The sequence below is a fragment of the Streptomyces sp. SID3212 genome (genome assembly GCF_009865405.1).
Taxonomy (GTDB): Bacteria; Actinomycetota; Actinomycetes; order Streptomycetales; family Streptomycetaceae; genus Streptomyces.
In genome coordinates, this window is record NZ_WWJY01000580.1 from 1 (window position 1) to 13,168 (window position 13,168).

Consider the following 13,168-nt stretch of genomic DNA (forward strand, 5'->3'; position numbering starts at 1 on the left):
GCGAAGCCGGGGGACGCGGGCTCACGGGGTGCGTCCGCCGACACGGTCGGGGTGCGGCCCGGAGCCGCGATGCCGGGGCCGGATGCCGCGTCGCCCGGGCCGGATCCGGAGACGGCCTTCCTCAAGATGCTCGCCGAGGTCGCGAAGCCGTGCTGGTTCGACAGCCCGGCCGGGGACGACTCGATCCCCGAGGGGGACAGGCCGCGGAGCGGTCCGCCGGGCAGGCTGCCGGTCGGCGCGTCGCCGTCCGGCCTTCCCCCCGTCCCCACGCCCGAGCTGGGAACGGAGTTGAGCGCCGTCGACCGGTGCGAGAAGCACCTCCACGAGGAGCGCGTCGGCCGGGCGCTCTCGGACCTGGCGGATCCCACTCCCACCCGGGTCAGGAGAATCCTGAACGACCTCGGATACATCGACACACGTATCCACGGCCTCCAGCAGTCCGGCGCGACCACGCGGTTCTTCCTGGACCTGCGGTTCATGGGCAGCCGGCTCGCCGTGGAGGGGGTGGCGGGCGGCACCAGGACCGTCGTCGAGGGATTCGGGGTGTCCGAGACAGGTCCGTTCGCCCCGGGCGACTCGCGCTGACGGCTGCGGGGGGGGCCACACCTCGTACGCCCTGGGTACGGAATCCCGGCCGGCTACGTACCCCCGGCCGCCTCGACCACCTCGCCCGCCGCGCGGTCGGCGTCGTCCCCCGCGCGGCGCGGGCCCGGTACATGCGCGTCGCGCCGTGCGGCCGGTTCGCGGAGCACGAGTCGCGTCCCGATCACGCACACGACCCCGGCCAGGACAAAGCCGTACGGCGGGGTGCTCCCGGAGGGGTGGGTCTCGTACACGAGCGCCGCCGACAACACCGCGAGTACGCCGCCCGCCCGGCCGTGCCAGGTGGTGGCGGCGATCACCGCCGTGCCCCACAGCAGGTACCACGGCTGCACCATCGGGGAGAGCGCGACCAGGGCCAGCAGCGCGAGCCCCAGCGCGTGGACCGGGTCCACGCGGCCACGCGCCGCCCGCCACGCGAGGTGCGCGATCAAGGCGAGGGCCGCCGCCAGACCCAGGGTCTGGACGGCGCCCTTGATCACGTCCGGATCGGTGCCCATGAGGGTGTGCAGCACCGTCCCCAGTGCCAGGCCCAGGTCGCTGGTGGCCGACAGCGGGGTGTGTATGTCGCCCGCGACGCTCTGGGTCCTGAGCCAGCCGAAGCCGGTGCCGGCGATCAGTGTCACCGCGACGGCGACCGCCCCGGCGACCAGGCCGGGCGCCAGGAGACCCTTCGCCGTACGGCGTACGAGCGGGCCCGCCGCCGCCCTGCCGACGAGCACACCGATGAACAACAGGCCCAGCGCGGCAGGGGACTTGACCATCACGGCGAGCCCGACCAGCGCGCTGCCCGCGATCCACCTCCCGCGCAGGGTGAACACCACACCGGCCAGCAGCAGACCGATCATCAGGCCGTCGTTGTGCATGCCGCCGACCACGTGGATGAGCAGCAGCGGGTTGAGCGCCCCGAACCCGAGAGCGCCGCTCTCGCTCCCGCCGTGCTCCCGGGCGAGGTGGCGCAGCCCCCACACGATCAGTACCAGCGCGCCGAGGGCCAGCAGTCGCATGCCCAGGACCGCCGGGACGATCGCCCCGTCCGCCGTCCAGGTCACGCCCCGGGCGAGGATCAGGAAGAACGGGCCGTACGGGGCGGGGGTGTCGGTCCAGTTGCCCCCGACGCTCGCGGCGGCGACGCCGCCGAGACCGCCGGGGTCGACGACCGACGGCCCGGCGGTGTAGACGTCGTGCCCTTCGAGGACCATCGCACCCTGGGCGACGTAGCTGTACACGTCGGCGCTGTAGAGCGGCGGCGCGAGCAGGAGCGGGGTCACCCACCAGGCCAGGGTGACCAGCGTGTCCCGTATCTGGGCGCCGGTCCCGCGATATCGCCACCAGGCCACGACGAGCAGGGTCAGCCCGAGGTACGCGAGGACGGCGCCGGCCACGCCGGCGGCGGAGCCGTGCCGTACCCACAGCCCCCACGGGTCACGGGCGGGCAGCGCTCCGGCGACCCAGCCGCCCGCGGCGATCGCGGCGGAGCCGACCGCACCCAGCCGACGGCATCCGACAGCGCTCATTGCCCACATGACCGGTCAACCTACCGAAGTTTCGTCGAACGGACGCACGATGCTTCACGCTTTCGTGGACGCCGTCCGGGCCGACTCCGGACACCTCTTCGCGCGGCTGCGGATCGGCGGTGTCACTGCCCCGGCTTGCGCCATAGCAAGACTTCGGTGCTCGGTCCCCGTTCGGAGAACCGACCGGACGGCGAGGCCTCCCGGAGCAGCCGTTCGAGGTCCGCCTCGAAGGCGTCGCGGCGCCCGCCGAACAGGTGGGGTGCGGAGAACGAGTGGGAGAAGACCCACGCGACGACGTCCTCACAGGTGCGGACCAGCGCCTGGCCGCCCGGCACCACGAGCCGCCGGGGACCGGCGAATCCGGCGCGGTTCAGTACGGCGGCCTCCTCGCCGGGCGTTCCGTGCGGGCGCACTCCCCGGCCCGCCCGTCGGACCGGCCCGAGGTATCGCTCGGTCAGGCCGGTGACGGCGGCGTACGGGACCGCGGGGTGGGGCAGGCCGTCGGCGGTCCGGGTCTCCGTCTTCAGGTCCGCGATGTGCAGGAGAGCCCCGCCGGGTACGAGCATGTCCTTGACGGCCGACGCCACCAAATCGCGGTCCATCCAGTGGAAGGACTGGCCGAAGGTCGCGACGGTGAAGGTCCCCAGGCCCGCCGGCAGTTCCTCGGCCCTGGCCCGGACCCACCGGATTCTGGTGGAGATGCCCGCCTCGCCCGCTCGCCGCTCGGCCTCCGCGATCATGCCGTGGTCCGGGTCCACACCGACCACCTCACCGAACAGGTGTGCCAGGCTCAGGGCGACGGTGCCCGGTCCGCATCCCACGTCGAGAAGGCGTCCCCGGCCGTCGGTGGCCAGTGCCTCGGCCAGTGCGCCGGGGAGCCCGGGCGCGTACGGGAGCCTCCCCCGCCAGTAGTACGGGGCCGACCCCAGGAACAACGTGTCGTCCCACTCCCAGCCCTCAGGCATGCCGCCCGCGTCCCTTCCGTACCCCTATGCCCTTCCGGGCACCGACGTGTCGGCCCCGCCACCGCGATGATTCCACAGCGCCGGCGCGGGGCGCCGGGGGTTGTGCGTATGCGAACCAGTACCAGGCACACGGCACCGACCCGGCGCAGACTGGAACCATGAGGCATCACGGCGACGCACCCGGCCGGAACGAACTGGGGGACTTCCTGCGCGCGCGCCGCGCCGCGCTCGACCCCCGGCGGACGGGTGTGCCGGACGACGGCCGCCTGCGCAGGGTGCCGGGTCTGCGCAGGGAGGAGCTGGCCCAACTCGCCCATGTGAGTCCCGACTACATCGTCCGGCTGGAGCAGGGCAGGACCCGCCGGGTGTCCCGCCCGGTCCTCGACGCGCTCGCGGACGCGCTCCGGCTGGCGCCGGACGAACGGTCGTACCTCTTCGCGGTGGCCGACGTCACCCAGGCCGCCCCCGCGCGGAAGCCGATCGAGCAGCGCGTCGATCCGCGGCTGCTGCGGCTGCTCGACGGCATGCCCGGCATCCCGGCCCTGGTCCTCGGGCGCCGGCAGGACGTCCTGGCCTGGAATTCCGCCGCGGTGGCCCTGCTGACCGACTTCGGCGCGCTGCCGCCACGGGAGCGCAACCTGTTCCGGTTGACCTTCCTCGACGAGGCGTTCCGTTCCCTGTACGCGGACTGGCCCCGGGTCGCGCGTGAGTGCGTCGCGGTGTTGCGGATGGAGGCGGGCCGCAACCCCGAGGATCCCGTCCTGACCGCGCTGGTGGGTGAACTCAGCGTCCGGGACCCGGACTTCAGGACGTGGTGGGGAAGCCATCAGGTACGGGGGCCGCGAGAGCTGACCAAGACCTATCGCCACCCGGTGGTGGGCACCCTCACCCTCGACGTACAGCAGTTCTCCGTCGACGCGGAGCCCGACCAGCGTCTGATCACGTACACCGCGCCACCCGGCAGCCCCGCCGAGGAAGCGCTCCACTTCCTCCTCCACTGGTCCGACAGCGGATCTAGGCGCGTTGGTGATGCACGAGCAGTCGACTGAGCAGGTGGGTCAAGGTCTGCCTGTCCTCGGCCGACAGCGGGGCCAGCTGCACCTGCGGCCCAGTTCGGCCCGGCCGGCCACCCCGAACTCGTCCAGCGCGGCCAGGATCCGGTAGTGGTATCCGCCCGCGCCCACCGTGCCGAAGCCGTCGGAGGCCAACCGGTGCGCGTACACCGCCACTCGGACACCGTCTTCACGGAGGATGTGACGGCCCACTCGCCACGCTCGGGCGAGGTCCACGGCATCGACACGCTCGTCGGCTTCATGCGACAGGCCGGGGCCGGCGGCGAGCACACCCAGCACCTCACCACGGACCTGCTGGTGGACCTGGACGGCGACCGGGCCACCGCCTCGGCGAACTCGCTCGTCCATTTCTGCCGCGACGGCGAGGCACCTCACCTGTCGAGCGGCCTGCGCGTGGTCTGCACGGTGGTCCGGACGCCGGCGGGGTGGCGGATCCGCGAGTCGCGGACCGTGGTCATCTGGACGAACGAGACGGGGGGAGCAGTACGGGGGTGAACCGGAAGTGTGACTTCGCCGCTTGCGCCGCCGGGTCGCGTCACGGATCGCGGCGCACGTCCGCCGCCGGGTCGCGGGCCACCGCGTCGAGGGCCGCGCGCAGGTAGGGCACCAACCGCTCGACGTCCGGGCCGTTCATTTCCGTGTTCCCTAGGAGCATTCTGCTCAGGAGGACCCCGGAGCAGATGGAGACCAGCAGGGCGGAGCGCGCGTCGGCGTCGGCGCCGGGCAGCGCGTCGGCCAGCTTCCGCTGGTAGTTGCCCTCGATGCTGGCCCGCATGATCGCCGCGGCCCGTTCGTTGGACGCCGAGCGGAGCGTGAGCAGCAGTCCGTCGGAGGCGGCCTCGTCCTCGCCCGTCAGCAGGGCGCGCGCCGCTTCCCCGGTCACGTCCGGCGTCATCATGAGCGACTTCTGGTAGGCGAGGTCGACGACCTCCGCGAACAGGCCCTCCTTGGAGCCGAAGTACCGGCTGATCAGGCGCGTGTCCACGTCCGCCGCCCGGGCGATCTCGCGCACCCCCGCCCCGTCGTAGCCCAGGCGCGTGAAGGCCTCGCGGGCCGCCCGCAGGATGGACGCCCGGGTCGCCGCCGCGTCCCTGCGGCGCACCGGCGCGGAAGGGGGAAGGTCGTCCTCGTTCATGCGGCCAGGATATCGGCCCCGGCGCCCCTCACCGTCGGACGGCGCTTGCATGTCCACATGCGAGGACTTACGATGTCCTCACGCGTGGACATAGCCGCTTGTGCGGACGCGAACGACAGCACGACAGCACGACAGCACACAGAACGACGACGGAATCACGAGGTTTCCCATGCCCATCCCCCAGCGCACCCTCGGCTCGGCCGGCCCCACCGTCGGCGCCGTCGGCTACGGAGCCATGAGCTTCGCCAGGCCGTACGGCCAGAGCGACACCGACACCGACGACACCGCGGACGACCTGATCGGCCGGGCCGTCGAACTGGGCACCACCCTGATCGACACCGCCGACGTGTACGGGCCGAGCGAGGAGATCATCGGCAAGGCCGTCGCGGGACGCAGGGACCAGGTCGTGCTGGCCACCAAATTCGGCATCGTCGCGCCCCCGTCCGCCGACCGGCCGCCCGTCGTCGACGGGACGCCGTCCCACGTACGCAGGTCCATCGAGAAGTCGCTGACCGCCCTGGGCACCGACCACGTCGACCTCTACTACCAACACCGCGTGGACCCGGACGTCCCGATCGAGGAGACCGTCGGCGCCATGGCGGAGCTCGTCGCCGAGGGCAAGGTCCGCCACCTCGGCCTCAGCGAGGCCGCCGCCGACACCATCCGCCGCGCGTACGCCGTCCACCCCATCGCGGCGGTGCAGACGGAGTGGTCCCTGTGGTCCCGCGACATCGAGGACGAGGTCTTCCCGCTCTGCCGGGAGCTGGGCATCGGCATCGTCCCGTACAGCCCGCTCGGCCGGGGCATGCTGACCGGGAAGCTCACCTCGCGCGACGCGCTGGCCGAGAACGACTACCGGCGCGGGATGCCGCGCTTCGCCCGGACCGCGTTCGACGCCAATCTCGCGGCCGTCGAGACGGTACGGCAGGTCGCACACGCCCACGGGGCAGCGCCGGGGCAGGTCGCGCTGGCCTGGCTGCTGGCGAAGGCCCCGGACGTCGTACCGATCCCCGGCACCCTCCACACCTCCCGCCTGACGGAGAACAGTGCCGCGGCCGACCTGACCCTCACGGCGCAGGAGATCGGGCGCCTCGACGCGATCCCCGTGAGCGGCGACCGGGAGAGCGTGCTCGGGCAGAACTGGTCGTACGGGATCACGCCCAAGCACGGGACCACGCCCAGGCGCTGATCGGGCTTCGATGCGCCTCCGGTCCTGCGTGCGGGCTCCGGCTGTCCCCGACTCCCTGTTGTGGTGGCGTGCCTGGTACCGGTCCGCCTAGGCAACCTCCTCCCTGGCACCCGGCCCGCCACGGGGTGACAGTGGAGGGAGGCCGCCGGTCTCCCGGTCCGGACAAGCTCGGAGAAGATCATCATGAGGACAGACGTCACATTCCCCGGCGGCGGGCCGAAGCTCGCCGGCCACCTCTACACCCCGGACGGCCCTGCCTCCGCATCCGCATCCGCCTCGGCCTCCGGTGAGGGGATCCGTAACTCCCTCCCCGCGATCGTCGTCGGTCACCCCGCGAGCGGCGTCAAGGAACAGGCGGCGGGCCTGTACGCAGAACGCCTGGCCCGCGAGGGGTTCATCGCCCTCGCCTTCGACGCCGCCCACCAGGGCGAGAGCGAAGGCACCCCGCGCGGCCTCGAGGACCCTGCCCGCCGCGTCGAGGACATCAAGGCCGCTGTGTCCTTCCTCAGCGTGCGCCCCGAGGTGGACCCGGACCGTATCGGCGCTCTCGGGATCTGCGCCTCCGGCGGCTACGTCGTCCCGGCCGCCGCGACCGACCACCGGATCAGGGCTGTCGCCACCGTCAGCGCCGCCGATGTCGGCCGTCAGTTCCGTGAGGGCGCCGACGGTACGCAGGACCCCGCGGTCATCCAGGGGATGCTCGACGCGGCTGCCGCGGCCCGGACCGCGGAGGCCCGTGGCGAGGGTGTCGGGGAGTTCCCGATCTTCCCGGCCACGGAGGAAGAGGCCAGGGCGCTCGGCCCGCACGGCTTCGAGGGCTGGGAGTACTACTGCACCGACCGCGCCCGGCACCCGCGTTCCGCGAAGTCGTTCACCTGGAACAGCGTCGACCGCCTCGTGCCCTTCGAGCCGTTCCGCTTCATCTCGCTGATCGCCCCGCGCCCGCTGCTCATGATCGTCGGAACGGAGGCGGTCACCTCGCACATGACCACGGAGGCGTTCGCGGACGCGCGGGAGCCCAAACGGCTCCGCCGGATCGACGGCGCGAGCCATGTCGACCTGTACGACAAGGACACGTACGTCACCGCGGCGGTGGCCGAGCTGGGCGACTTCTTCGGGAGCTGGCTGAGGACGCCGGCGTCGGTGGAGTGACTCGGGAACGTACAGAGGTCACGCGGCCGTTGACCGTTCGACAGGTGATGGGTCGACGTCGATGCGGAGAGGGAGCACTCATTGGCCGGGACCGACATGACGCGCGATGCGCGCCTGGCCGCCCATGGCGCCGTCTCCACCTCCCTCGCCCTGCTGAGCGACCACGAGCTGCACGCGCTCGTGGATGCCGCCGTGCCGCTGGGTACCGGCATCGGGGGGAAGTCGGCCCTGCTGGACGTCGGCGGAACCTCGGTCTTCGTCAAGCGGGTGCCTCTCACCGATCTCGAGAGACAGCCGGAGAACGTGCGGTCCACGGCGAACGTGTTCGGGCTGCCCGCCTTCTGCCACTACGGCATCGGCGGCCCCGGCTTCGGGGTCTGGCGAGAACTCGCCGTGCACACCATGACCACGAACTGGGTGCTCACAGGGGATCACGAGGACTTCCCCCTCATGTACCACTGGCGGGTCCTGCCGGACTCGACACCGCTGCCCGAGGAACTGGCGGACGTCGGGAAGACCGTCGCCTTCTGGGGCGGTGGCTCGGAGGTGCGCCGTCGCGTCGAGGGCCTTCAGCGGTCGTCGGCGAGCGTCGCGCTCTTCCTGGAGTACATCCCGCGCACGCTCCACACCTGGCTGGGCGAGCAGATGGACACGGGCGGCGAGACCGCGGACCGGGCCTGCGCCCTGGTGGAGCGGGGTCTTGAAGCCGGGATCTCCTTCATGAACGCGCGCGGACTGCTCCACTTCGACGTCCACTTCCAGAACATCCTCACCGACGGCCGACGCCTCTACTTCGCGGACTACGGCCTCGCGCTCTCCTCCCGGTTCGAACTCGCCCGGGACGAGGCCGACTTCTTCGCCCGTCACCGGAGCTACGACCGCTGCTACAGCGTCTCGTACCTGGTGAACTGGCTGGTGACGGACGTGTACGGGGACGGGAGGGACGACCGCGAGGCGCGGGTGCGCGCGTACGCCCGGGGTGAACGCCCCACGGGAATGCCGGAGACGGCCGCCGCGATCGTCGCGCGCCACGCGCCGCTCACGGCGGTGATGGCGGACTTCCTCCGCGAACTCCGGGACGGGAGCCGGGAGACTCCGTACCCCCTGGAGGAGCTCCGCCGTACGGAACAGCGATATGCCCGGACTGATCGGACAGGGGCCCCGGCCCGGTCGTGTTAGCCCGGGTCGGGGCCCCTGTCGTGCCGCCGGAGGAAACGCGACTCCGCCGGACAGCTCAGTGGCTGCCCGGCGTCATCACCGCCCGCTCTGTGGCGGGACCGCCCCTCACAGGGCCGCGCCACCGGCGCCCGCCCCGAGGACGCTCTCCAGCAGCTCGTCCAACTTCACCTCGGTGGCTCCGGCCGGCACCGTGGTCTTCTCGCCCTTGCTCATCCGCAGCACCAGCGCGAGCTTCTTCACCTTCGCGTTCTCAGCCAGCTTGGCGACGTCCACGGACACCTCGGTGAGCGCGCCGTTCTTGAGGGCGAAGTCCGCCGCGACCTTGACGTTCGGCGCGTCCTTGAAGTCCTTGTCCGTCGGGAATTCGAGGCCCGCCGGGAGTTCCTTCGCAAGCGGGCGGATCCCGTCGAAGAGCCCGGTGATCAGCGTACGGAAGGGAGCGGTGGCGGTGACGTGCTCCGTACCGTCCTTCTCGTCCGCGGTCTTGAACTCGACCTCACGGGAGATGACTCCGCGCAGGGCCTTCACGATCTTGTTCTGCGTCTTGGCGTCGAGCGTGGGTGCCGGCGATGGCTCGCCCTGGGCCAGGGCGTCCTGCTGGAGGTCCTTCGTCGCGACCTTGACCCATTCGCCCTCAAGGATCTTCTTGAACGCGCCTGCCTCCGCCGGCAGTTCGTCGGCGGGCGGCGCGGGGGTGCCCATCGCGCTCGCGAGGGTGGCCACGTCGGCACGGAAGTAGGTGTAGTCGCCGACGACCCGGTATTCCAACAGGTCGCCCTCGGTGCTGCTGACCTTCATCCCCATGGTGGTGAAGTCCTTCTCGCCGGAGTCGGCGAGCGGCTTCTTCGACTGCACGGACAGGGAGATCGTGGCACCGCTGAGCAACTCGGCGACCTTGTCCGGCAGTTCCTCGCCCGGCGCCGCGTCGGCGTCCAGCGCCTGCAGCGTCTTGGCGTCGGCGTCCAGGTCCAGCTCGAAGGAGAGTGAGCGTTCGGCGCCGAGCTTGTCGAAGGCACGGTCGAGCTTCTGCCCGGCGGAAAGGTTCTCCACCGTGCCACAGGCGGCGGAACCCGCCAGGACCGCCGTGACGACGGCGGTGGCGGTCAAGGTCTTGCGTATAGCAGAAATGGTGATCTCCTCATGGGTACGACCAAGGTGCTGGTCATCCCTAAGACCCACCGGACCTGCCCGAAGTTGCACATGCACGCGGAGTCGTGACCACTTCGTTGCCGTACGGCACCGCTCCGGGCACAGATCCATTGGCCCGGCGCCCGGAGGGCCTTGTCACCCTTCTCCGGAATGATCTTTCCTCCCGATATGCGCCCCTAGAGTTACCGGCAACAGGCACAACGCACCGACCGACCTTGGGAGTTGAGAGTGGCGTACGACGTTGCCGCACCCAGCGACGATCCGGCGGAGCGACTGGTGTGGCACCGGCTGACCGCGCGGCACGGTGACCGGCAGCTCGACGTCCAGCGCCGCGCCCTGCGGCTGATGGAACAGGCGGTGTCGGCCGGCTCGGCCGGCCCGCGCGAGCTGTACGTCGCCGCCTTCGCGACGGCCTGATACGTCAGAAGCCGGCCGCCGCGGCCTCCGCCACGGCCTGGTCCTGTTCGCCCGAGCCGCCGCTGACGCCGACCCCGCCGATCACCTTGCCATTGCGATAGAGCGGGATGCCACCGGCGAAGATCATGACCCGGCCCTGGTTGGATCCGCTGATCCCGAAGAACTGCGCACCCGGCCCCGCGTTGTCCGCGAGATCCTTGGTGGTGATGTCGAAGGCACGGGCGGTGAAGGCCTTGTTGATGGAGATGTCGATGCTGCCGATCCAGGCGTCGTCCATCCGGATGTGAGCCACGAGATTTCCTCCGTGGTCCACCACCGCGATGTTGCTCGGCCGGCCGATGTCCCGGGCTTTTTTCTCCCCGGCCTCGATCACCCTCCGGGCATCGTCCAGGGAAACCGTCTCGATGGTGGTCATGCCGCCCTGCCTCTCCCGTGGTCAGCGTTGCCGTCGTCCGGCCCGGAGAAAAAGAGACCGGTGTCCAGCAGCTCCGTACCCCCTCACGTCTTCCAGCGTCCCACGGCGGAACAATCTGTCAATTCATGGCTGCGGCTCGTCACCGTGCCGCCCGGTGGGGCGTCCGGCGGCTCGCGCAACTGATGCACGTTCTCGCCGTGGGGCGGGCGGTGAGCCTCTCCGCGGAGATGGGGCCTCCGCAGCGCTCGCAGACCCAGTATTCGCCGGTACGGATGCGCTCGGCGGCTCGTTCCAGGTCGTCGAGGTCGGCGTGTGCCTGCTTCAGGACGTCCCTCAGCTGCGCCCGCTCGAACGCGACCGTGGCGCCCTCCGGATCGTGCTCGTCGTCGTTGGCCACCAGCGCCGACGCCTGTACGACGTCGTCCCACAGGCGCGTCAACGACTCGATGAGCCGGGTGCTGCCCTCCCGTGCCTCGTCGATGGCTTCCGTGGCCGCCCTTCGTTGGGACGGCGAGCCTCCGTCACTGTTCGTACGAGCTTCCATGGCAGACCGCAACAAAACTCACGAATGGCCTATTCCGGTACCCCTCCGGGCGCTCCCCGGGGTGTCACGTGCCGATGGTGTCCAGCTCGGCGACCGCGTCGGCCGGCAGTTCCAGCTCCGCCGCGGCGACGTTCTCGCGCAGGTGGGCGACCGAGGAGGTGCCGGGGATCAGGACGGTGGTGGCGGAGCGCTGGAGCAGCCAGGCCAGGGCGACCTGCTGCGGCGAGGCGCCCAGGCGGGCGACGACGTCGGTGAGCGTCCGCGACTGGAGCGGGGTGTAGCCGCCGAGGGGGAAGAACGAGGCAAAGGCGATGTTCTCGGCCGCGCAGCGGTCCACCAGCGCGTCGTCCTGGCGGTTCGCGAGGTTGTAGAGGTTCTGCACGGTGATGACCGGCGCGATCGCCTGCGCCTCGGTCAGCTGGGCGCCGGAGACGCCGCTGAGGCCCAGGTGCCGGATCAGGCCCTCCCGCTGAAGCTCCGCGAGCGCGCCGAACTCCTCGGCGATGGACTCGTCGGACGTGCCCTCGACCGACGCCAGGCGCAGATTGACGACGTCCATGGCCTCCAGGCCGAGGTGTTCCAGGTTGTCGCGGACCTGGGCCTTGAGTTTCTCGGGCTCCAGCGAGGGGACCCAGCCCCCGTCGTCGGTCCGGCGGGCGCCGACCTTGGTGACGATGTGCAGATCGGCCGGGTACGGGAACAGGGCCTCCTTGATGATCTCGTTCACGACGACAGGACCGTAGTAGTCACTGGTGTCGATGTGGGTGATCCCGAGGTCGAGCGCCGCGCGCAGCACCGCGACCGCCTCGTCCCGGTTCCCGGGCGGCCCGAAGACACCCGGGCCGGCCAGCTGCATGGCACCGTAACCGATACGGCTGAGGGTGAGACCGTCGGCGAGGGTGAGCGCTCCGCCGGGGAGATTCCGGGCCATTTCTTCCTCCAGGAGTGTTATGCGGCTTTCGTCGGACTCATTCTGTCCTGACGTGTCAGCTCGCATGTCCTGACTCCACCGGACAGCACCCGGCGCGCGTCCCCGCGGTCAGCGCAGGGCGGCGATCTCCGTGACCGCCGCCCGGGATGCCTCCTCCACCAGCCGGATGCCGGCTTCCTGGGTGGTGTGGCCGTTGGTCAGGACGGCCAGGAAGTAGGCCCTGCCGTCGATCTCGATCCGGCCGATGCTGTTGACGTCCCACTTCTTGGTCAGGGACCGTTCCAGCCAGCCGTTCTTGAGGGCGGTCGCCGCCGGGTCGTCCGCCGCCGCGGAGACGCCCCAGTCCTGTCCCGGGGCTATGTGGTGCATGAGCTTCTGGATGTACGCCCGCGATTCCGGTGTGAGCGGTGACGTGGCGTCGAACACGCTCCGGAGCAGGCGTATTTGATCCGCGGCCGTGGTTCGGCTGACGCCCCAGACCGTGCCGCCACCGCCCTGGGTCTCGATGAGGCCGAGCCGCTTGTTGGCCGCGTCGAGCCCGGTCGCGCTTCCGATGACGGTCCACAGCGCGCTGGTCGCGTCGTTGTCGCTGTTCTCGATCATGTCGGTGGCGTAGGCCTGCTCCTTCGCTGTCAGCTCCCGCTCGGCGTCCTGCGCCTGGAGCAGGAGCGTGGCGAGGATGTCGACCTTGACGATGCTGGCCGTGTCGAAGGCGCCTCCCCCGTACGTGGCCCACTTGCCGCTCGCCGTGTCCAGGAGCGCCACCGACAGCCCCCTCCCGGCCAGGCCCGAGGTGACGGCGGCCAGTGCCGGTGCCAGGTCCGCCGGGGCGGGGGTCGGGGACGCGGTCGGCGCGACGCCGGAGGACGCCTCGTTCTTGGCTTCGGCGCTGCCGCCGCTCT

At 71.2% G+C, this 13,168-nt stretch carries 16 protein-coding genes; 7 read left to right on the forward strand and 9 right to left on the reverse strand.

Going from position 1 to position 13,168, the window contains the following annotated elements:
* Positions 1-585, forward strand: a 585-nt coding sequence (locus GT042_RS38225) for a hypothetical protein (protein WP_237530883.1), incomplete at its 5' end; no start/stop codon positions are given.
* A gap of 53 nt (positions 586-638) precedes the next feature.
* Here GT042_RS38225 and mptB read toward each other — a convergent pair.
* Complete coding sequence (mptB, locus tag GT042_RS17245; RefSeq protein WP_161309602.1) at positions 639-2,126, reverse strand: polyprenol phosphomannose-dependent alpha 1,6 mannosyltransferase MptB; 1,488 nt, start codon at positions 2,124-2,126, stop codon at positions 639-641.
* Between the two features lie 113 nt (positions 2,127-2,239).
* Positions 2,240-3,082 carry a class I SAM-dependent methyltransferase gene (locus GT042_RS17250; protein ID WP_161309603.1) on the reverse strand — a complete coding sequence of 281 codons (843 nt, stop codon included), beginning with the start codon at positions 3,080-3,082 and terminating at the stop codon, positions 2,240-2,242.
* 158 nt (positions 3,083-3,240) lie between these two features.
* On the opposite strand from GT042_RS17250, the gene GT042_RS17255 reads away from it, so the two are divergent.
* Positions 3,241-4,131, forward strand: coding sequence for a helix-turn-helix transcriptional regulator (locus GT042_RS17255; RefSeq protein WP_161309604.1), 891 nt, complete (start codon positions 3,241-3,243; stop codon positions 4,129-4,131).
* Between the two features lie 9 nt (positions 4,132-4,140).
* Here GT042_RS17255 and GT042_RS17260 read toward each other — a convergent pair whose 3' ends face one another.
* Positions 4,141-4,311, reverse strand: coding sequence for a hypothetical protein (locus tag GT042_RS17260; protein ID WP_202532998.1), 171 nt, complete (start codon positions 4,309-4,311; stop codon positions 4,141-4,143).
* Between GT042_RS17260 and GT042_RS17265 the strand changes: the two genes are divergently transcribed.
* A complete protein-coding gene (locus GT042_RS17265; protein ID WP_161309605.1) occupies positions 4,294-4,650 on the forward strand; it encodes a nuclear transport factor 2 family protein in 357 nt (118 codons plus the stop codon). The two genes, GT042_RS17260 and GT042_RS17265, sit on opposite strands and share 18 nt — an antisense overlap.
* A 40-nt stretch (positions 4,651-4,690) precedes the next feature.
* Here GT042_RS17265 and GT042_RS17270 read toward each other — a convergent pair whose 3' ends face one another.
* Positions 4,691-5,290, reverse strand: coding sequence for a TetR/AcrR family transcriptional regulator (locus GT042_RS17270; RefSeq protein ID WP_161309606.1), 600 nt, complete (start codon positions 5,288-5,290; stop codon positions 4,691-4,693).
* 169 nt (positions 5,291-5,459) lie between these two features.
* On the opposite strand from GT042_RS17270, the gene GT042_RS17275 reads away from it, so the two are divergent.
* The 3 genes from GT042_RS17275 (at position 5,460) to GT042_RS17285 (ending at position 8,810) form a co-directional block, all read left to right on the forward strand.
* Positions 5,460-6,479 carry an aldo/keto reductase gene (locus GT042_RS17275; protein WP_161309607.1) on the forward strand — a complete coding sequence of 340 codons (1,020 nt, stop codon included), beginning with the start codon at positions 5,460-5,462 and terminating at the stop codon, positions 6,477-6,479.
* A gap of 180 nt (positions 6,480-6,659) precedes the next feature.
* Positions 6,660-7,631: an alpha/beta hydrolase gene (locus tag GT042_RS17280; RefSeq protein WP_345943808.1), complete on the forward strand. Its 972-nt coding sequence runs from the start codon at positions 6,660-6,662 to the stop codon at positions 7,629-7,631.
* Between the two features lie 96 nt (positions 7,632-7,727).
* The gene (locus tag GT042_RS17285; protein ID WP_161309609.1) at positions 7,728-8,810 is read left to right on the forward strand and encodes a protein kinase family protein; all 1,083 of its coding nucleotides are present in this window, start codon (positions 7,728-7,730) and stop codon (positions 8,808-8,810) included.
* Between the two features lie 105 nt (positions 8,811-8,915).
* Here the strand turns inward: GT042_RS17285 and GT042_RS17290 are convergent, their stop codons facing one another.
* Complete coding sequence (locus GT042_RS17290; protein WP_202533000.1) at positions 8,916-9,917, reverse strand: hypothetical protein; 1,002 nt, start codon at positions 9,915-9,917, stop codon at positions 8,916-8,918.
* A 270-nt stretch (positions 9,918-10,187) separates the two neighbouring features.
* Here GT042_RS17290 and GT042_RS38230 point away from each other — a divergent pair, with 270 nt between their 5' ends.
* Positions 10,188-10,376, forward strand: coding sequence for a hypothetical protein (locus GT042_RS38230; protein WP_202533006.1), 189 nt, complete (start codon positions 10,188-10,190; stop codon positions 10,374-10,376).
* A gap of 4 nt (positions 10,377-10,380) precedes the next feature.
* Here the strand turns inward: GT042_RS38230 and GT042_RS17295 are convergent, their stop codons facing one another.
* The 4 genes from GT042_RS17295 to GT042_RS17310 form a co-directional block, all read right to left on the reverse strand.
* Entirely contained in the window at positions 10,381-10,791 is a 411-nt protein-coding gene (locus tag GT042_RS17295) for a heme-binding protein (protein ID WP_161309610.1), read from the reverse strand.
* A gap of 139 nt (positions 10,792-10,930) precedes the next feature.
* On the reverse strand, positions 10,931-11,335 hold the full coding sequence (locus tag GT042_RS17300; RefSeq protein ID WP_161309611.1) for a TraR/DksA C4-type zinc finger protein: 405 nt from the start codon (positions 11,333-11,335) through the stop codon (positions 10,931-10,933).
* Between the two features lie 64 nt (positions 11,336-11,399).
* Positions 11,400-12,266 carry an oxidoreductase gene (locus GT042_RS17305; RefSeq protein ID WP_161309612.1) on the reverse strand — a complete coding sequence of 289 codons (867 nt, stop codon included), beginning with the start codon at positions 12,264-12,266 and terminating at the stop codon, positions 11,400-11,402.
* A gap of 108 nt (positions 12,267-12,374) precedes the next feature.
* Positions 12,375-13,168 (reverse strand): serine hydrolase (locus GT042_RS17310; RefSeq protein WP_237530884.1); only part of this gene is annotated, 794 nt, incomplete at its 5' end.